Source organism: Chitinophaga caeni (genome assembly GCF_002557795.1).
Taxonomy (GTDB): Bacteria; Bacteroidota; Bacteroidia; order Chitinophagales; family Chitinophagaceae; genus Chitinophaga; species Chitinophaga caeni.
The window spans coordinates 3283283-3302979 of record NZ_CP023777.1 but is presented as its reverse complement, the minus strand read 5'-3'; the positions used below and the strand labels follow the sequence as shown (position 1 = coordinate 3302979).

Below are 19697 nucleotides of genomic sequence, written 5' to 3'. Positions count from 1 at the left end.
TATAAAGAACCGGTTATGGAACGATCTGCCTGCATAATTCGCGGATCTTCAAACTAGTTGGAAACGTTTTCTGTCCACCTTCCGTCAATATGAACGTAAAAATAATTCCTGTAATCTTCTTCCCCCTATTTATCCAGGGATGCGAACCGAAAGCGCCGGGGCTACTGTTCTCGATAAGTGTTCCGTCAGACGATAGCAAGTCCCTCCAGTTGCCAATCCCGTAAATCCCGCTGGCATCCAGCTTATCCACCGGGTAAGGACTATACAAGATAGTAGCATTCGCGGTTTGGTTGGCTTCCAGCTGCTGTACTGCCTGCTCACTCAAAACCTTGGTTCCGCCAGGGGCGATGCCATTTTGCATTAACATAACGAGGAAACGGAGATAATCGTTGGGAGTACTTCTTGCACCACCTGCTACCAATGGATTTCTCCCGCTGCCATAATCCGTTTGGGTCATCCCGCACGGATCAGCGATTTTATCCTTGAATAACGCTGACCATGATTTACCGCTCACCACCTCGCAAATTCGCCCCGCGATTTGCATGCCCACGCTGCCATAATTAAAAACGGTACCGGGTGTATGTTCCAACGGCACATTTTGGGCGATCTGGTTCACGGCAGTTTCCAAGGTAATCAACTGGTTATTCTCGTAACCTTCTTCCGATGCACCGGGGAAGCCGCTCGTATGCGAGAAACACTGTGCTATGGTGACATTTCCTTTGCCGTATTGCGAAAATACCGGCAGGTATTTCCCGATGGTATCAGACAGTTTGAACTTTCCTTCGTCGACCATGCTCATAACAACCGCACCGGAGAGCCACTTAGAGCAAGATGCTACCAATTGCCTCGTGTTGCCATCGTAGTTGCCATATCCTTTTTGAAACACTACTTTCCCATCCACGGCGATCAAAGCGAAACATTTTCCACCCATTACCCTTGGAACGGAATCATCCAATACTTTTTCAACGCTAGAAAAATCATATGAATCGCTAGAACCCGGTAAAGGATTATCTTTTTTGCAGGAATACAACGCCACACAACATAATAACAAGATCAAGGAAATTCTCATGGATATAAATATTTTCAACTTTGACGATGAAAATTACTTAAAGTTTAGAGCAATAGAAAATAAATCCATGGAACTAAATATATATCAAACTAAAAAAACTACTTGAACTTTTATCGATTAAAATTGTTCCTAGTTATTGTTCTTAGGAATGAAAAGAAGCCGGTAGATTACGAGCCTTATTTTATAATTGTTGTCCAGCTAAAAATGCTTTAAAGGCACTTGAATTCCTTACCTGTTCAAGGATATAAGCGAAGGATGATACATTCACCCCCCGCCAAGAGAACCGTGGAACTTCGCACCGTTGATAGCGAAGGGTAGCTTGGCCATACAGTAGTAGAAAGGCCAGATCGAGCGATCAAATTGGTGGCCGTAATAGCCAATTTGTGCCCTTTTTGGGTTCTTTTTTGGGCAAGCAAAAAAGTACAAGAAACGAGCAGATGAACATTGAATCGAACTATTGAGGGATCAAATTGCTCCCCAGTTAAAATTTGGTCGGACAACAATGTTATTTTATCATCAAATATTTACTGAATGATTTGGTTACAGTTTGCTATCCTGATCGTTGCCATACTGATAGGTTCCAGGATGAAAGGGATCGGTTTAGGCGTGATGGGAATGATCGGTATGCTCCTATTCACCTTGGGGTTTCATTTAGAACCTGCCGATCCACCGGTGGAAGTAATCTTGATTATCCTCTGCGTAGTATCAACGGCGGCAGCACTACAAGCAGCCGGAGGCATGGATTACCTGGTTAACCTGGCAGCGAAACTTTTACGCAAAAACCCCAAGCAAGTAGTATTCTTTGCACCACTAGCAACGTATAGCTTTACCTTGTTCGCCGGCACTTCGCACATTAATTATTCGATATTACCCATCATTGCCGAAGTAGCTACCAAGAGCCGCATCCGGCCAGAACGCCCGCTCAGCATAGCGGTAATTGCTTCGCATATCGCGCTCACGGCAAGTCCCGTTTCTGCTGCTACCGCTACGATGTTGGCCTTGATGAAAGACTATGCCAATTTCCAGCTGTCTGATATTATCAAGGTATGTATCCCGGCAACGATGATCGGTATATTTATCGGGATCTTATCAGTACTTAAAATGGGAAAAGACCTAGATAAAGACCCAGTGTTCCTAGAGAAGATGAAAGATCCCGAGTTTGCTAAGAACCTCGATGCAAAACAGCATACCGACCCGCTTCCCTTGAAACCGGGTGCGAAATTGTCGGTGTTATTATTCGGTCTAGGTGTAATCACGATTATATTGTTGGGATCATTCCCAGGGTTAATGCCTAACTTTTCCGGTAATGAAAACTTCAGCCCGAACCTAGTTGTAGGCGTTGATGGAAACATCCGCATGGCAGCCATGATACAAATGGTAATGTTATCGGTTTTAGCATTGATTATATTATTGACAAAGACTCCCGCCGTAGAAGTTGCGAAAGCATCTCTTTTCAGCTCAGGCGCCCAGGCGGCCATTTCGGTTCTCGGTGTAGTTTGGATGAGCGCTACATTTATGGCAGCTAATGAAGCGATGATCGAGCATGCCTTAGCCGATGTGGTACAAGCACACCCCTGGGCATTTTCATTTGCATTATTTGCACTGTGTGCATTATTATTTAGCCAAGCAGCCACCACCAGGGCCATGATGCCATTGGGAATCAGCCTTGGTATTGCACCGGCGCACCTGGTTGCGATGTTCCCGGCGGCAAACGGTGATTTCTTTTTACCGGGTTATCCAACCTTATTGGCAGCAATCGAGTTTGACAGGACGGGAAGTACCAGGATCGGGAAATATTTATTCAACCACAGTTTCATGCGACCGGGATTGGTTTCCGTGGCCAGTACGGTAGCAGCAGGTTTTGCCCTGTCGGCCATCCTATTATAATAATATGATAGGCTGCAACCTATTAACAGCAACCTTGTTTAATTTAGTGTACAGCCATACAATTCGAAAGGTTAGAATTGACCCTTCTTTCAAAGTGTTTCAGCAGGGATTCTCCAAGCCTTGCAGGAAATTGTTGTTGAAATTATACATAAAAACCTTCCCGTAGCAATGGGAAGGTTTTTATGTAAGTTATTTATTAACGTAGCGATTAACTTGTAAGGATGCTATCAAGCATCAACCAGTACCCTATCCACGTTTTCTCCCGCAAACAACACCACGATGTGATGCGAGCCGGCATGATATGTTTCGAAAGTTAGCTCCCATTCAACAGGTTCTATTTGCAAACCCGGGATATTGACATACACCAACTGGAACTCCCCGTGAAAATCCTTGATCTTAAAGCCGGGAATCCATTCTCCCAATTCATGTTCGATGTTACCGGTAAACTTGGTAATATAATTATCTATATGCTCTTCGATATTCTTGTAGAAAGACCGTTGTGCCGCCGTGGGTTTATCTGCGACGGCATCGAGCATAATCATCACTTCCACACCTGTTGGATGAAATTTCACCTTGCCCTCAAAGTAATTCTTACTGGAATCTTTGAATGTCACCAACCGAAGTTTCCCGAAATATTCGTCCTCGATAAATTTAGGACGCTTAAATAAACTGAATAATCCCATGGCTCAAATGCTTTGCGTTTTACAAACATACAAAGCAATTTTCAATTCGGTAAACTAGTTAGCATTCAAAATTTTAACGGGGTTCGAATCGGCAGCACGCATTGCTTGGAAGCCAACTGTCAACCAGCTTATCAATAAAGCCGTAACAGCCGCTGCAAGGAAATATAACAAATCTAAATGTACATGGTACTCAAATGTTTGCAGCCAGTTCGTCGATATCCAATAACTCAACGGGATAGCCAATATTATAGCAATAACCACGAGCCTTGTAAATTCCCCGGTGAGCAACAATACTATATTGCTCTTGCTCGAACCAAGTATTTTCCGGATGCTGATTTCCTTCATCCTGCGTTCGGCGGTATAAGCGCTTAAACCAAACAAGCCCAGGCAAGATATTAAAATAGCGAGACCTGCAAAGTACCTGGAAAGAATGGCCACGCGGATTTCGCTCGTGTACATTTGATCGTATTGAACATCCAGGAAATTATATTCAAACGGGAAACCGGGGTTTAAATCTTCATACAACTTTTGAATACGCGGCATAACGGCCTGTTCCTGCCCTTTCGCAATCTTAACAACCGCCCTCGGCATTCGATCTCCTTTGAAACGGAAAATCCAGGGATAGATAGGTGTATGTAACGAGGCATAATTAAAATCTTTAACAACGCCAATGATATGTTTCTTCTCTCCCCAAAATTGGATCTCTTGCCCGATAGGATTGTCTAAGTGCATGGCATTGGCTGCCGCCTGGTTAATGATCAAACCTTGGCTGTCGGTCGGAAATTGGCGCGAAAAGCTCCTTCCTTGCGCGAGCTCCATTCCCAATGCCTCGATAAAGTCGTAAGAAATTCCCTGTTGTCCAAATACCACCGATTCACCTGCTTGCTTTCCTTTCCACTCTACCCCTATGGTAGTTCCATATTCGCTCACGACTCCCCCGCCGGAAAGCGCGGCTTTTTCAACGCCTTTTATTTCCCTGGCCTGGGAAATAAAATGGTTCCCATCTTTCAACAGTTCACCATCCAAATTAAGGAAAACCACATTAGACCTATCGAAGCCTAAATGTTTCTCCTGAATAAAACGTATCTGGCGGTACGTCACCAAAACACCGACCACGAGAACAATTGACAATACGAACTGTAAAACCACCAAGGACTTCCTGGCCCATTTCTCTCCCCCGATTTTCAACATGCTCCCCCTCAAGATCGCGATGGGCTGGAACCCGGATAGATAAATAGCGGGGTAACTCCCAGCTAACAAACCGGTTCCGATGGTAATACCCAGCATTAGGGCCATGTTGGAGATAGAGAATCTCAAGTGTAAATCTTTCCCGGTAATTTCATTGAAGGTGGGTAAGAATATTTTGACGATCAGTACAGCGACGAATAATGCAACGCAAGCTAATAGCAATGATTCCAAAAAATATTGTTGCATGATCGTTTTCCTGCTGGCGCCGATGGCTTTTTTAACACTGATCTCTTTTATCCGCTGCGTGGCTTTAGCCGTAGATAAGTTCATGAAGTTTATGCAGGCAATCAAGAGAATAAAAATGGCAATCCAACCAAACAACCGCACATATTCAATTCTACCATCGGCAAGTTTCCCATCTTTATAGGTTCCGTATAAATAGCGTTCCGCGTAAGGTTTCAGGAATAAAGTGACCAAGGATTCGGGAAATTTCCCCTTGATAAAATTCTCGATCTTCGCATTTACCTTGTTGATATCTGTTCCTTCCTTTAGTTTAACCAAGGTTTGCGTATTATGGTTATCCCAATGAATGAATACGCCCCTATCTATAAACATCTGGTATGGCAATAGGAAGTCAAATTTCGAATCAGCATTCGAAGGCAGATCTTCAAAGACCCCACGAACAGCCAAAGATTTATCATGATTTAATTGGATAGCCTTACCCATGGCAGCTTGCGGGCTACCGAATAACCTTGTCGCCATGTTGCGCGACAATACTATAATATTGTTCTCCTGGAGGGCTGTTTCCCGGTTCCCCGTAATTAAATTCAAGGAAAAGATATCAAAGAAAGACTTTCCCGCGTATTCCCCCTTTCCTTTTATATTCTGTTCACCGTATGATAAGGTAAATGCCGCAGAGTAAAACTCGGGAACAATTTGCACGGCATCTTCAATTTCCGGTATTTCCTCCCGTAATGCTTCGGCCAATATACCGGGAGAGGCTTCCACCGTCATGATGCGGTTCGTTTGATGGTGGTTTTCCATTACGGTATATATGCGATCCTCATCCTCCAGGAAATGATCCATATGCAATTCGTCCTGTATCCAGAAATAGATTAACAAGGCACATGCAAGGCCGGAAGATAAGCCGAGCAAGTTGACAATGAAGGTTCTCTTGAAACGGAGTGCATTTCTATAGAATACTAACAAATGATGATGCCACATAATATATATATGAAATATTAGTTCCGGTATGGCCAACAACAGCCGTGCCACTAATAAAACCCTTGTAAATGACCGTTTTTAGGAATCATTATCCCTGTTACCCGTCCGTGAACGTACAGCTTTTGTCCGATATCGGACACATGTTATATAAAACTTGCCCGCCTGCGAGATCGCAAGCGGGTTTACCAAGGTTCAACTGCGTGTTATATATTTCATTTACTTACGGGTAATTGTTCCGGGCAAAAAATTGAATACCATGGGCATCTCCCCATCCATTGTAAACACCGGGATACCTGTATTGTTCATTCAATAAAATCGTGGTATTCTTCAATAAAAACATATAGAATTACATATATATAAATATCTGTTTCCTTAAAATTTGACTAATATCAGCAAAGCCGGTTTTTAGGATTAACACTTTTATACTACCTTTGCGAACGATTGGTTTTGAATGAAAAGATCATAATCCTGCAATGCAAATACTTCTTAAAAGCGCAAGAATCATTTCTGAAAACAGCCCATTTAAAGGGCAAACAAAAGACATCCTCATTTCTAACGGTATTATCCAAAAAATTGGTGATCGCATCCAGGCTGATGGCGCACAGGTAATCGAAGCTGAAAACCTGCACGTTTCCGGCGGCTGGATGGATATATTCGCCCATTTTAATGATCCCGGGCAGGAATACAAGGAAGATTTGCAATCCGGTAGCCGGGCGGCGGCAAAGGGTGGTTTCACCACCGTGCTGATCGTGCCCAATACGCAACCGGCCATGCAGTCAAAACCGCAGATCGAATATGTAATCAGCAAAACCCGCCATGGCGCCGTGCAAGTATTGCCCATGGGTGCGGTTTCTAAGAATATAGAGGGTAGCTCCCTCGCGGAGATGATCGAGATGAAAGAAGCCGGTGCGGTAGCTTTTACCGATGGGTTGAAGCCAATCCAATCACCCGGCATCATGCTGAAAGCGCTCCAATATGTGAAGGCTTTTGATGGCGTAATCGTCCAGGTGCCGGAAGATACCAGTATTGCCGGCCATGGTTTGATGAACGAAGGTATCCAGTCAACCCAACTCGGTATGCCCGGGAAACCGGCCATCGCGGAAGAACTAATGGTTAAACGTGACCTTGAATTGGCGGCATATACCGATTCCAAGATACACTTCACGGGTGTAAGCACGGCCGAAAGCATCCGGTTAATTGCCGAGGCCAAAGCCAAAGGTGTGAAGGTTACTTGCTCCGTTACGCCGTACCACCTGCTGCTGCATGATGGCTTACTCCGTAACTACGATACTAATTTAAAAGTCAATCCACCCCTCCGCACCGAAGCTGACGTAGCTGCCTTGAGGAAAGCGGTGGAAGATGGAACCGTGGATTGTTTTGCCAGTCACCACCTTCCGCAAGATTGGGATGCTAAAACGGTAGAGTTTGAATATGCCAAGAATGGAATGATCGGACTGGAAACAGCTTTCGGATTGGTCTCCAAAGCTTTACCAAATGTTCCGGTAGAAAAAATCATTTCCATGTTAAGCGATGTACCGAGGACGATCTTCGGTTTACCCGCGGTACAAATAGAAGAAGGCGCCCAAGCAAATATTACCTGCTTCGTGCCGGGATTGAAATATATTTTCGAACAGGAACATATCGGTTCCCTATCGAAAAATACTTACTTCCTCGGGGAAGAATTGCAGGGTAAAGTGATCGCGATCTGCAATAATCAACAATATGCTATCAATTAGGAGATTTACATGAATCAAAAGATACATATAAAATACGGTTTGGGAACAACCTTGATAGGCGCTATCTTGTTTAGCTTGTTCTATTTCCTGGACAAGCAACCGGATAATAATACTTTCAGGGGAGCTTTCGTGGTTATCACGATGCTGGGAATTATCCTTTCCACCCTTCAATTCAGCAAGCAGGCGGAAGGTAAAGCCAGTTTCGGGGCGTTGTTTTCAAACGGTTTCCGAACTACTGCCGTAATAATTGTACTGTTTATCGTGTTTTTGTTAATTTGTGTGACCATTGCCCCTGACTTGAAAGCTAAAATCTTGGCCGAGGCAGCGCAAGCCGATGCCGGTAGTCATTTATCTCCCGAAGCAATAAAGGAACAGCAAGAATTCGTGTCCAAGCAATTTATTCCTTTCATTTTCTCCGGGGTACTGATTACCTTGTTAATTATCGGTGGCTTTGCCTCCTTGATCGGCGCATTAATTGCAAGGAAAAAATAACCACCATCCTTACATCCATTAAAAACCGGTAATAATTTATGACAATCGATATATCTGTCATCATACCTCTTAAGAATGAAGAAGAGTCCTTGCCTGAACTAGCGGCATGGATCGAACGGGTGATGAACGAACACCATTATTCATACGAAATATGGATGGTTGATGATGGCAGTACAGACGATTCGTGGAGTGTTATCCAAAATCTCAGCAAATCCAACAAAAATATAAAGGGTATCCGGTTTCAACGGAATTACGGGAAGTCCGCTGCTTTGAACGAAGGGTTCAGGGTGGCCCAAGGCAACGTAGTGATCACCATGGATGCGGATCTGCAAGATAGCCCGGACGAGATTCCGGGACTGTATAAAATGATCGTGGTTGATGGTTATGACCTGGTGAGCGGCTGGAAGAAAAAGCGCTACGATCCTATAATGAAAACGATCCCGTCGAAGTTTTTTAATTGGACGACCACGAAGTTGAGCGGAATCAAACTGCATGATTTCAACTGCGGATTAAAATCATATAAGAAAAAGGTAGTAAAGTCTATCGAGGTTTACGGGGAGATGCACCGCTATATTCCCGTGATTGCTAAATGGGCTGGGTTCAGGAAAATAGGCGAAAAAGTGGTGGAACACCGTTCGAGAAAGTACGGGGTAACTAAATTTGGCCTGGAACGATTCATCAACGGCTTCCTCGATCTGGCCTCTATCATGTTCGTCGGCAAATTCGGGAAACGCCCGATGCACTTCTTCGGTGCTCTCGGCTCACTTTTTTTCCTGGTAGGTTTTATCATCGCCCTTTATCTTGCCGTGATGAAAATAGCTTACCTACAGTATAAAATGACCGATAGGCCACTATTTTTCTTGGCGCTCCTGATCATGATTATCGGTTCACAATTATTCCTTACCGGTTTTATTGCCGAGCTAGTGACCAGGAATGCCGCGGATAGGAATAGCTACCTGGTAGAAGAGGTTATCGATCATAAGAAACCGGAAGAAGTTCGCCTTTAATGAATTTTTATACAAATTAACATCCCCTTATCGACAGTAAATCAACGCGGTAAGGGGATGTTGCTTTTTACAGGATTTCGCTACACAATAGCCGGTTAGATTTCCCGTTTAACAAGAGAAATCATTTGGATTGAGTATTTTGCAAATATGAAGACGAAGATCATTCTACTATGCTTGGGTATTTTGACATTGGCCAACGCGGTAAAATCCCAAAGAATATCCCCGGAAGATTTAAAACGGTTGATGATTGAACAAGATACATTAGCCGACCTGAGCTATAAGATCGTGAATGCCTACAATGAAGAAGATAGGGTGAATGCGAATTATACTTTTATTCCCGCTTTAGTGAGATCCTTGAAAATCAAGAATTCATTTTATTTTCCATACGACAGCATTCAAACCGTTTCGATTCTATACCCCACAGATAGCACTTTCCGTATATTCACCTGGGCGCTGGCGAGGGATAACGGGAGCTTTCGTCATTTTGGAACCATCCAGATGAATACAAAGGACGGTAGCCTGAAAATGTTCCCTTTATTCGACAATTCCGATTTTATCCGCGATCAAGATACCATTACAAACCATCAAACCTGGTATGGCTGCTTGTATTACAGGCTTTTAACTACACGGTATTTTAATAAAAACTATTATACTTTAATGGGCTGGGACGGGAACAATATCCGTAGCAACAAAAAGATGATCGAGATGCTGAGTTTCGATGATAAAGGAATGCCTGTATTCGGGGCCCATCTGTTTAGTTTTATAGAAGATACTTTGAAAAGGCCGGTGCAAAACCGGTTCATCCTGGAATACAAGAAAAATGCAAGCGTCAGCTTGAATTATAATGCGGATGTTGACATGATCGTTTATGACCACTTAGTGCCTGAAGATTCTTTGCAAGCCGGGAAAAAATATACGTACGTTTCAGATCTGGATTACGAGGCTTTTAAATGGAAAGCTGGAAAATGGGTGCATGTTGAGAAACCATTCTCGATCAAGGTAAAGCAAGGACAATTCCCGGTTGAGCAGCCGCTCGATTTCAGGGCTAAAGATTCGTTATATAAAAAAGAAGACTAGCCATGTTCACGGATTTTATTAATGATTTAAGGATTCCACGGATTTTGTTTCAATTATGATTGATTTATAGAAACTGTTGCTTTGGAATGCCCTATAAATTCTTTGGTGAATGATTATCCTGAATGTTTTTGGCATCTGTGGAATCCGTGGAATCTGTTGAATCCGTGAACGTTGGAGCTTATTCAAGAATGATTGTTAGAAACAGTTGCTTTGGAATGCCTTATAACTTCTTTGGTGAATGATTATCCTGAGTTTTTTTGGCATCCGTGGAATCTGTGGAATCTGTTGAATCCGTGAACGTTGGAGCTTATTCAAGAATGATTGTTAGAAACTGTTGCTTTGGAATGCCTTATTACTTCTTTGGTGAATGATTATCCTGAGTATTTTTGGCATCCGTGGAATCCGTGGAATCTGTTGAATCCGTGAACGTTGGGACTTTAATTAATTCGCCTTTTTTATAGTATTCTTGACTCAATAGGTGACCCCGTTCGTCATACATTTTCCACCAGCCGTTTTTTACAGATTGACCATCAAACTCTACAGCTTGCATCTTGTTTTCATCCGTGGCGATATCATAAACGCGGGCAGAATCGCGGCGAATTTCTTGGGCTAAGTAACTTCCTTCTAAACTCAGCTGACCATTTGGGTAATAGTATTTTACAGGTCCATGCAATTTATCATTTCTAAAACTTTCCATGGAAATGATATCCCCGGCATGGTTGAACTTTTTCCAAGGGCCGTCTTTTTTACCATCTTTGTAAGTACCTTCCATTGTATAAGCCCTTTCCCCGCGTAAAGCAGGCATCTCCACGACCCAATATCCCTGCTTGCGGCCTTGTGCGTCTGATTGGTTAATTTTGTTCTGCCCAAAAACAGAGCAGCATAACAATACATAACAACAACATTGAAACACCTTTAACATACCTGGCAACTTATTGATCAATGATAAATGGATTTGAAACGATATAAAATTAAAAAAACAAAAATAATCTGCGGCTAATAAAAGAAGCCACCTACAAAATGCAGGTGGCTGAAATCAAAGTTTATATGTCTACTTTTCGAGGGTTATCGTCGGGATCTTGGTTTCTTTTCCACGATCTATTTGAATCCCAGTAATAGTTGTATCTCCATAACCATTAGAAGGATTTACAAATAAGCTATACTCCCCTACTTTTAATCCGCGGATTTTGTATTTACCGTCATGGAACGGGATAGCATATGCCGTATCCGTATCATTATAAACGGAAATCACCGGGTTCGCATCTTTCGGCAGAACGATACCGGAAAGGCTGCCCGTTTGTTTCAATGTCCAAACTAAAATATATGGCTTCAACACGAACGAATTATTCCTCAACTGGATGATAGAACGTTGAACATCAAAGTCTAACCATAGTCTTAACTGGTCTGTTGAATATTCTTCCCATTCGCTATGCCTAACTTTAACTATCAGCTTTGATTGCCCGGTAATTGTATTTAAAGGATAGGTCACCCCGTTTTTCACAAGCGAATTTTCCGAACCTATCGTAATACGGATCTTCGTAATATAACCTTGGTGCGCTGGTCCGCTAGCAAACATAGTATCGATACCGTTACGCAAGCTCAATAAATCATAAACCCCGGGATTAATCGCAAGGGTATCCCAAATACTGCATTCATCATCGAAACGGCCATCGTCCCAAGAGCAACGCTCATGATCATCCCATTTGCCATTATCACCATTATCTTCCATACAAGTGTCGACCAATACTTCCACGCTACGTATATCAATATTTACCTCGTCAAATAAACCGGGATCATCTGTTAGATAAATGCTCACTTTCTGCTTTCCCGGAGGAATTTCATCATTCCTTCCAGCAGAATTGTCTTTTGAACATGCAAAAATGATAAAGGAACAGCATGCCAGGGCTAGAGAGGGGAAGCCCCATTTTCGGAACATGTTTTTCATGATAAAGATGGTTTTATAAGTACTAAAGATTTGGTTTATTAATCAAACGGTTTGCTAATTATCTTATTGTATCCTAGTGGTAATGAAATTTTATACAGCAATCTTTATTCCAAACTTTTCACGGATTTTTAGATGGATTGAGCGGATTACGCGGATTTTTAATACCGAGGATTATTTAGGTCGGGATAATTGTGAGGACCAGCTCTTTAGGGTTATTTTAGACAGTTCTTATGAATAAGATCGATATCATAAATATAGTATAACTATAATTGTTACTATAATTGTTATTATTATTGTTACTATAATTGATATAATATAGACCTGTGTTGGTTTATCCTGGTATGAGATCCATTTTTAACTGGTTAAAATATTTTTTGACTTAAAGATGGCGGCGCCTAATGGGGGCACGTTTACTAATAATAAGTAGTCATCTCCATGCTTCCCTGGTAATAATTCTCCTTCATTTACGATCCCACTTCCGAAAAATTCTGTTGCATCACTGTTTAATATTTCAATCCAAGGTTCTTTTCCCTGTACTTTAATACCGTAATTATGCCTGGCTACCGGGGTCATATTTAGTACTATATATAGAGTATTTTTAGGGTCTTCGCTTTTGCGGGCATACACCATTACACTTTGGGAGCGGTCGTTTAAGTTGATCCATTCAAAGCCAAGCGGATCAAATTGCGTAGCGTAAAGTGATGGTTCTGTTTTATATAGATGATTTAAGCGTTTTACATAATGCTGTAAGCCTTGGTGGGAAGGGTACTGTAATAAAGTCCAATCTAATTGGGTGGCATCATTCCATTCATGAGTAACGCCCCATTCGTTGCCCATGAACAATAATTTTGTTCCCGGGTGGGTAAACATATAACTATATAGCAATCTCGTGTTAGCCATCTTTTGCCAGTCATCTCCCGGCATCTTGAATACGATCGGTGATTTTCCATGTACCACTTCATCATGGCTTAAGGGCAGCATGAAATTCTCTTTGAAGGCGTACATGATACTAAAGGTAAACTCGTCTTGGTGGAATTGCCTGAAATATGGATCTTTCTTAAAGTATTTCAAGGTATCATTCATCCAACCCATCATCCATTTCATACCGAAACCGACTCCACCTAAGTGCACCGGCCTAGTAATACCATCATAGCTCGACGATTCTTCAGCAATGGTTTGTACCCCGGGGTAATATTGATATACGGCCATATTAAATTCCCTTAAAAATTGCAGGGCCTCCAAATGTTCATTACCACCGTATACATTGGGCTCCCAATCGCCGTCTTCCCGGGAATAATCCAGGTGGATCATCGATGCTACCGCATCTACGCGGAAGCCATCGATATGATATTTATCCAACCAATAAAGAGCATTGCTGATTAGGAAGGAACGTACCTCATTACGCCCGTAATTAAAAATGTAACTATTCCAATCGGGATGGAAACCCTTCCTTGGATCTTCATATTCATAAACATGCGATCCATCGAAACGGTACAGGCCATGATCATCGTAAGGGAAATGCGAAGGTACCCAATCCAGCAAAACGCCGATTCCTGCCCTGTGCAAGCTATCCACGAAATACATGAAATCTTGCGGTGTACCAAAACGGCTGGTAGGTGCGAAATACCCGGTAATTTGATACCCCCAGGAGGCATCGAGAGGATGCTCCATCACCGGCAATAACTCCACGTGAGTAAAACCCATTTCCTGGATATAAGGCACCAGCATTTTGGCGATTTCGCGGTAATTGTAAAAAGATTCCCGGTCGAAAGCATCCGGTCGCCTCCAAGAAGCAAGATGTAATTCATATACCGACCAAGGTTTGTCGAGTGCATTTGTTACCTCCCGATCTTTCATCCATGCCTTATCTCTCCAACGGAAATCCAAGTTAGTAGTGATGCTAGCCGTTCTTGGTCTCTTCTCCCAGTGGAAAGCATAGGGATCCCCTTTGCGCAGCTCCGAACCATCCTTTGCACGGATAAAGTATTTGTATAACTCCCCTTCGGCAACCCCGGCAATGAAACCTTCCCAAATCCCGGAATTATCCCAACGGGGGAACAAGGTATGCGAGTAAGCATCCCAGTCGTTGAAATTACCGATTACCGATACGAAGACAGCGTCTGGCGCCCATACCGAGAAGTAAGTCCCTTCAACCCCTTCGTAATTCATGCGGTGTGCGCCAAATTTTTCATATAGGCGGTAATGCTTTCCTTCCCTGAATAAGTAAACATCCTGGGCGGTGAACAAGGTAAAAGGTTCAACGTTGGCAAGATTACGGAAAGGTTCTGTCGTTGTAGCCATTTCCTGTACTGGGTCTTGAGGTTTCGGTGTAGGTTTCACTTTGGCCTTGGAAGCAGCTTTTGCTTTAGGCTTTGCAGTGGTTTTCTTTTGAGTTCCTGCCTTGGATTCATTCTTTTTCGCTGTTGCCATAATTTCAATGATGGGGAGTTGATAAATGCCTTGCTTGTAACAATATACAAATTTCCTTCTCATTTACTCATAAAAACAAAAATGGAATCCCGTTTTCGGAATTCCATTTCAATCATTTATGAAAACGCATCAGCTATTTCTCATATTTCCTGCCCCTGAAGGAAGGACGACCACCGTATTCTTTTCTTTCACGGAAACCGCCTTCAGAACCTCCCCCGGACCAAGATCTCCTGCGACCGCCACCTTCATCACGACGGCCACCGCTACTGCGGCGTCTTCCGCCTCCGCCACCTTCGTTACCACCGTCTTGAGACATTTCAATACGAACGGCACGGCCGTTACGTTCTACTTTCTTAAAACCGGTAACAACTTTATCAACAGCTTCATTTTCAACTTCGAAGAAAGAATAAACTCCTTTCAGGTCGATGCGACCTACCTTGTTGCCGCGCAAGCCGGTATTATCGCAGATGAAACGCAACATGTCACCACGTGTGAAATCGTCAACGGAACCAAGGTTGATGAACAGGCGTGTAAATTTGCCATCACCGCTACCCCTACCGCTGCTGCTGCGTCCTTCAGAAGAACGGCGGCTATCTTCTTTCACATTCAGATCTGCTGCATCTTGATAATATTCTAAGAATTGGTTGAACTCGATAGAAGCGAAACGCTTGATCAGCTCTTCTTTGCTCAATTCGTTAAACTCTTCGTAGATACGTCCTAAGTACGGCTCGATCTGCTCTTCGTTTACAACCACGTTGTGTACTTTATGTACAAGGGCAAACAATTGTTTTTCACAAACGGCAACACCATCCGGCACCTCTGCCTTGATGAATTTCTTGCCGATCACCCTTTCAATCTGGCGGATCTTACCCAGATCCCTGCTGCTGATAATAGCGATAGATACACCGCTACGACCGGCGCGGGCAGTACGACCACTCCTGTGGGTATAGTTCTCGACATCATCCGGTAATTCATAGTTGATTACGTGGGTGATATTGTCAACATCGATACCGCGGGCAGCTACATCCGTAGCAACCAGCACTTGGATAGATCTTTCGCGGAAACGCTTCATCACCTTATCACGTTGTTGCTGGGTAAGGTCACCGTGCAAAGCATCGGCATTGTACCCGTCACGGATCAGGGATTCTGCAATTTCCTGGGATTCGATCTTGGTGCGGGTGAAGATAATACCGAAGATTTCAGGGTTGAAATCCACGATCCTTTTCAGCGCCGCGTATTTATCGCGTGGACGTACCACGTAATATTCGTGTTCGATATTAGCGTTACCGCTATTTTTAGTACCCACTGTTAATTCAAATGGGTCGGTCATGTAGTTTTTAGAGATACGACGCACCTCTGCCGGCATGGTAGCCGAGAACAACCAGGTGGTCTTGTTGTCAGGCGTGTTGGAAAGGATGCTGTTAATGTCTTCTTGGAAGCCCATGTTTAACATTTCATCCGCTTCATCCAATACGACGTAACGTACATTTTCGAAATTGATCGCGCCACGGTCGATGATATCGAGTAAACGACCGGGGGTAGCTACCACGATTTGGCCACCGCGTTTCAATTCACGCAATTGCATACCGATGTTAGCGCCACCGTAAACGGCCACGATGTTTACATCACCTACAAACTTGCTAAAGTTTTTAAGATCATTCGCGATTTGAAGACACAATTCGCGTGTAGGACATAAGATCAAGCCTTGAGGCTTCGTGACCTTCATATCAATTTGTTGCAAAAGAGGTAAACCAAAGGCCGCGGTTTTACCTGTACCCGTTTGAGCTAATCCTACGAAGTCCTTATCGCCACTTAACAAGATGGGGATCGCTTGTTCTTGGATTGGAGTTGGAGCTTCGAAACCTAGCTCTTGGATACCTTTAAGAATGGATTCATTTAATCCTAATGATTCAAATGTTGTCATTGATTTGATTTGTAGCAGGGTTTTATCTGTTCCCCGCGATGAATAACCGCTGCCGGATGCAGCGAGTCGACGATTTTAATACTTACGAGCTTACACCAGCTCGCCTTCGAGGTCGTAATCGTATGCTTTCGTGATACGAACATTCACGAATTCACCCGGCTTCAACCTGCGGTTTGTGTTGATAATCACTTCATTGTCAACTTCAACCGAATCAAATTCGGTTCTGCCAATAAAGCGACCAGCTTCTTTTTTATCGATGATTACCTTGTAGATCTTCCCGAGTTTCTCCTGGTTTTTCTCCAGCGAGATTTCCTGCTGCACTTCCATGATATCTTGCGCGCGGCGCTCTTTTTCTTCCGCCGGCACATCATCATCCATATCGTGAGCAGTAGTACCTTCTTCGTGGCTGTAAGTAAATACACCCACCCTGTCGAAGCGCACTTCTTCCAAGAAGGCTTTTACATCTTCTACATCTTCGAGGGTTTCCCCTGGGAATCCGGTGATCAGGGTCGTCCTCAAGCAAATGCCGGGTACCTCCTCCCTGATGGCCTTGATCAGATCCAGGATTTCCTGGCGGGAAATCTGGCGTTTCATGGCCTTCAACATGGGATCAGAGATATGTTGAAGCGGCATATCTAGGTAATTACAAATATTGTCACGTTCTTTCATGACCTGCAAAATCTCCATCGGGAACTTGGTAGGATACGCGTAATGCAAACGGATCCACTCCAAGCCTTCCACGTCAGCCAAGGCATTCATTAAATCTGCCAAGCGACGTTTTTTATAAAGATCCAGGCCATAGTAAGTCAATTCTTGCGCGATCAGCATGATTTCCTTGACGCCCATCTTTACCAGCCTTTCAGCTTCCGCAACCAATTCTTCGATTGGTTTGGAAACGTGTTTGCCACGCATCAACGGGATGGCACAGAAGGCGCATGTTCGGTTACAGCCTTCGGCAATTTTCATGTAAGCGTAATGCGAGGGCGTGCTGAGCATGCGCTCTCCCAACAACTCCACTTTATAATCCGCATCAAATTTCTTCAAGATCAGGGGTAGTTCCATGGTACCGAACCAAGCATCCACCTCGGGAATTTCTTTTTCTAGATCCCCGCGGTACCTTTCGCTCAAGCAACCGGTAACATATACTTTATCCAAACGCCCCTGGCGTTTAAGATCCACCTGGTCAAGAATGGTATTAACCGATTCCTCCTTAGCCTTGTCTATAAATCCACATGTGTTGACTACCACGATATTGTGATCACGTTTGCCACTTTCATGAACCACGTCAACATCGTTAGCCTTAAGCTGACCGCTTAATACTTCGGAATCAACCATGTTCTTAGAACAACCTAATGTGATAATGTTTACTTTGTCTTTCTTTAAAGTTCTTGTCTTCAATAGCGTTATTTTATTTAGTATGCAATCCTACGGATCGCTTTGCTACCGCCACGAAGACACCCAGGCACGATTGGAAAAACAGCAGACTACTGTTAGAAGTGTGACTTGAAGCCTTGTGGGCTGTGTAAGGAAGATGCAAAGTTATGAAAAATTTCAATGCAACGTGCAAAATATTGTTAATTAAGTGAAAATAATTGAAAAAAGTCGATCAAATATCGTTTTTTAATCATATGCTGTCCGACTAAAAATGCTTCAAAAGTACTTGAATTCCTTACCTGGTCAAGGACATAAGCGAAAGATGATCTATTCAGCCCCGCCAACAAAACCGTGGAACTTCGCACTTTTAATAGCGAAGCAATACAGTAGTAAAAAGCTGGATCGAGCGATCAAATTGGCGGCCGTGATGGCCAATTTGTGCCCTTTTTGGGGACTTTTTTGGGCAAGCAAAAAAGTACAAGAAACGAGCAGGTGGACATTGAATCGAACTATTGAGGGACCAAATTGCTCCCCGGTTAAAATTTAGTCGGACAATAATGCTTTTTATAATGAATCAAGTTTTGCAGGTAATCTATTGATAGCCCTGTCAGCCCGCCTTTTGGCGATATCCCTTTTCTTATGATACCACCATTCGGGAGCCAACTTAATTAATAAGTTATTAATGTTCCGCATACCGGCAATATGGTATAAGCCGTTTAACTTCCCGGCCAAGGTATGATCTAAGGCCCTTAGGCTCATAGCGAAGCCGCTTTCCATATATTCCATGTGGTGCCAGTAACCGCCCGGCATAAAAAGCGTATCGCCATGCTCCAGGATAGCCGTAAACCCGCGGGCATAATTCAATGCCGGGAAATGTTCCGTTTCCAAGTGGTCGGCCCAGTTAACGAAACTAGCGGCGCTTTCCACGGTATACGGCATCCGGTATATCAACTCCGATTGATTATTCTCCAATAGGAGCACACGTTTCCTGCCAATGAACTGCGTATGCATAATATGCGACATATCGATATCGTAATGCATGTGGGCAACCGAGCCCGCACCGCCGACAAATAGCATCGGGTACTTCTTCAAGAAGCCGCCCATAAACTCATCGGGCCAGGAAAAGTCTTCCACCAGTTGCGGGGCATGCTGAAATATGTTGAAAAGGAATATCCTCAGGGCAACAGGCCCCTGCTGGATCATATCGAGGTATTGACCGAAACGGATATATTCATCGGCGCCATTTACCGGCGTATTAGCCGAAGCACGGGTATTATTATATACCCCTACCGTTTTATCACCGACGATTGATTTAAAATATTCCCATGTCCATTTAGAAAGAGCAGACCAATTTTTTGAAAGACCTTTTATCACTAAAGGCCTCTTTGGCAAAAAGTAATCTTTTTTAAACTCCTCGATAGTAATCTCCTCTACGCGATCAATAGATTTCACTTGCATAGTGAACTACAGTTAATTTTAAGAAATGGTAATGATCACGGCCTGCCGGTGCAACTAAGTTGGCGGGCACGGGCGTCCGGGCATTTAAAATAAGATAGCCGGTATGTATAAAACATCCGGCTACCAAATTTTGTTAAATTTTCAAACAACTGCATATTATTACAATTGATGCATCATAAAAGTTCGAGAATTTATTACTTAAA

Annotated in this window: 14 protein-coding genes; 5 read left to right on the top strand and 9 right to left on the bottom strand. The window is 43.3% G+C overall.

All coding sequences use genetic code 11. The features are described 5' to 3' along the window. Nucleotides 1-13: 13 nt before the first annotated feature. Entirely contained in the window at nucleotides 14-1069 is a 1056-nt protein-coding gene (locus COR50_RS13905; RefSeq protein WP_098194546.1) for a serine hydrolase domain-containing protein, read from the bottom strand. A gap of 531 nt (nucleotides 1070-1600) precedes the next feature. Here COR50_RS13905 and COR50_RS13900 point away from each other — a divergent pair. Continuing rightward, on the top strand, nucleotides 1601-2956 hold the full coding sequence (locus COR50_RS13900) for an anaerobic C4-dicarboxylate transporter family protein (RefSeq protein ID WP_098194545.1): 1356 nt from the start codon (nucleotides 1601-1603) through the stop codon (nucleotides 2954-2956). 227 nt (nucleotides 2957-3183) lie between these two features. On the opposite strand, the gene COR50_RS13895 is transcribed toward COR50_RS13900, so the two are convergent. Then, nucleotides 3184-3639 carry a hypothetical protein gene (locus tag COR50_RS13895; RefSeq protein WP_098194544.1) on the bottom strand — a complete coding sequence of 152 codons (456 nt, stop codon included), beginning with the start codon at nucleotides 3637-3639 and terminating at the stop codon, nucleotides 3184-3186. 54 nt (nucleotides 3640-3693) lie between these two features. After that, on the bottom strand, nucleotides 3694-6051 hold the full coding sequence (locus COR50_RS13890; protein WP_098194543.1) for an ABC transporter permease: 2358 nt from the start codon (nucleotides 6049-6051) through the stop codon (nucleotides 3694-3696). A gap of 473 nt (nucleotides 6052-6524) precedes the next feature. Here COR50_RS13890 and COR50_RS13885 point away from each other — a divergent pair, with 473 nt between their 5' ends. The 4 genes from COR50_RS13885 to COR50_RS13870 all read left to right on the top strand — a co-directional run bounded on the left by COR50_RS13885 (nucleotide 6525) and on the right by COR50_RS13870 (nucleotide 10363). Continuing rightward, nucleotides 6525-7787 carry a dihydroorotase gene (locus COR50_RS13885; RefSeq protein ID WP_098194542.1) on the top strand — a complete coding sequence of 421 codons (1263 nt, stop codon included), beginning with the start codon at nucleotides 6525-6527 and terminating at the stop codon, nucleotides 7785-7787. A gap of 9 nt (nucleotides 7788-7796) precedes the next feature. Then, nucleotides 7797-8279: a DUF4199 domain-containing protein gene (locus COR50_RS13880; protein ID WP_098194541.1), complete on the top strand. Its 483-nt coding sequence runs from the start codon at nucleotides 7797-7799 to the stop codon at nucleotides 8277-8279. Between the two features lie 38 nt (nucleotides 8280-8317). Next, nucleotides 8318-9286: a glycosyltransferase family 2 protein gene (locus COR50_RS13875; protein WP_232516172.1), complete on the top strand. Its 969-nt coding sequence runs from the start codon at nucleotides 8318-8320 to the stop codon at nucleotides 9284-9286. A gap of 147 nt (nucleotides 9287-9433) precedes the next feature. After that, on the top strand, nucleotides 9434-10363 hold the full coding sequence (locus tag COR50_RS13870; RefSeq protein WP_098194540.1) for a hypothetical protein: 930 nt from the start codon (nucleotides 9434-9436) through the stop codon (nucleotides 10361-10363). Nucleotides 10364-10715: 352 nt separating this feature from the next. Here COR50_RS13870 and COR50_RS13865 read toward each other — a convergent pair whose 3' ends face one another. The 6 genes from COR50_RS13865 to COR50_RS13835 form a co-directional block, all read right to left on the bottom strand. Next, nucleotides 10716-11285, bottom strand: a complete 570-nt coding sequence (locus COR50_RS13865) for a toxin-antitoxin system YwqK family antitoxin (RefSeq protein WP_157760843.1) — start codon at nucleotides 11283-11285, stop codon at nucleotides 10716-10718. Nucleotides 11286-11414: 129 nt separating this feature from the next. Further along, a complete protein-coding gene (locus tag COR50_RS13860; RefSeq protein ID WP_098194538.1) occupies nucleotides 11415-12308 on the bottom strand; it encodes a DUF4382 domain-containing protein in 894 nt (297 codons plus the stop codon). A 354-nt stretch (nucleotides 12309-12662) separates the two neighbouring features. Next, entirely contained in the window at nucleotides 12663-14738 is a 2076-nt protein-coding gene (glgB, locus tag COR50_RS13855; protein ID WP_098196241.1) for a 1,4-alpha-glucan branching protein GlgB, read from the bottom strand. Between the two features lie 133 nt (nucleotides 14739-14871). After that, nucleotides 14872-16662: a DEAD/DEAH box helicase gene (locus tag COR50_RS13850; protein WP_098194537.1), complete on the bottom strand. Its 1791-nt coding sequence runs from the start codon at nucleotides 16660-16662 to the stop codon at nucleotides 14872-14874. A gap of 90 nt (nucleotides 16663-16752) precedes the next feature. Beyond that, entirely contained in the window at nucleotides 16753-18060 is a 1308-nt protein-coding gene (gene rimO, locus COR50_RS13845) for a 30S ribosomal protein S12 methylthiotransferase RimO (RefSeq protein ID WP_098194536.1), read from the bottom strand. 540 nt (nucleotides 18061-18600) lie between these two features. Continuing rightward, nucleotides 18601-19494 (bottom strand): cupin-like domain-containing protein, encoded by an 894-nt coding sequence (locus COR50_RS13835; RefSeq protein ID WP_098194534.1) that lies wholly within the window; start codon nucleotides 19492-19494, stop codon nucleotides 18601-18603. Between the last annotated feature and the right edge of the window lie 203 nt (nucleotides 19495-19697).

Coding starts and splice junctions, on each gene's coding strand:
- COR50_RS13850 (WP_098194537.1), bottom strand. CDS start 16,662: ATGACAACATTTGAATCATTAGGATTAAATGAATCCATTCTTAAAGGT.
- COR50_RS13880 (WP_098194541.1), top strand. CDS start 7,797: ATGAATCAAAAGATACATATAAAATACGGTTTGGGAACAACCTTGATA.
- COR50_RS13885 (WP_098194542.1), top strand. CDS start 6,525: ATGCAAATACTTCTTAAAAGCGCAAGAATCATTTCTGAAAACAGCCCA.
- COR50_RS13890 (WP_098194543.1), bottom strand. CDS start 6,051: ATGTGGCATCATCATTTGTTAGTATTCTATAGAAATGCACTCCGTTTC.
- COR50_RS13875 (WP_232516172.1), top strand. CDS start 8,318: ATGACAATCGATATATCTGTCATCATACCTCTTAAGAATGAAGAAGAG.
- COR50_RS13860 (WP_098194538.1), bottom strand. CDS start 12,308: ATGAAAAACATGTTCCGAAAATGGGGCTTCCCCTCTCTAGCCCTGGCA.
- COR50_RS13870 (WP_098194540.1), top strand. CDS start 9,434: ATGAAGACGAAGATCATTCTACTATGCTTGGGTATTTTGACATTGGCC.
- COR50_RS13835 (WP_098194534.1), bottom strand. CDS start 19,494: ATGCAAGTGAAATCTATTGATCGCGTAGAGGAGATTACTATCGAGGAG.
- COR50_RS13900 (WP_098194545.1), top strand. CDS start 1,601: ATGATTTGGTTACAGTTTGCTATCCTGATCGTTGCCATACTGATAGGT.
- glgB (WP_098196241.1), bottom strand. CDS start 14,738: ATGGCAACAGCGAAAAAGAATGAATCCAAGGCAGGAACTCAAAAGAAA.
- COR50_RS13905 (WP_098194546.1), bottom strand. CDS start 1,069: ATGAGAATTTCCTTGATCTTGTTATTATGTTGTGTGGCGTTGTATTCC.
- COR50_RS13865 (WP_157760843.1), bottom strand. CDS start 11,285: ATGTTAAAGGTGTTTCAATGTTGTTGTTATGTATTGTTATGCTGCTCT.
- COR50_RS13895 (WP_098194544.1), bottom strand. CDS start 3,639: ATGGGATTATTCAGTTTATTTAAGCGTCCTAAATTTATCGAGGACGAA.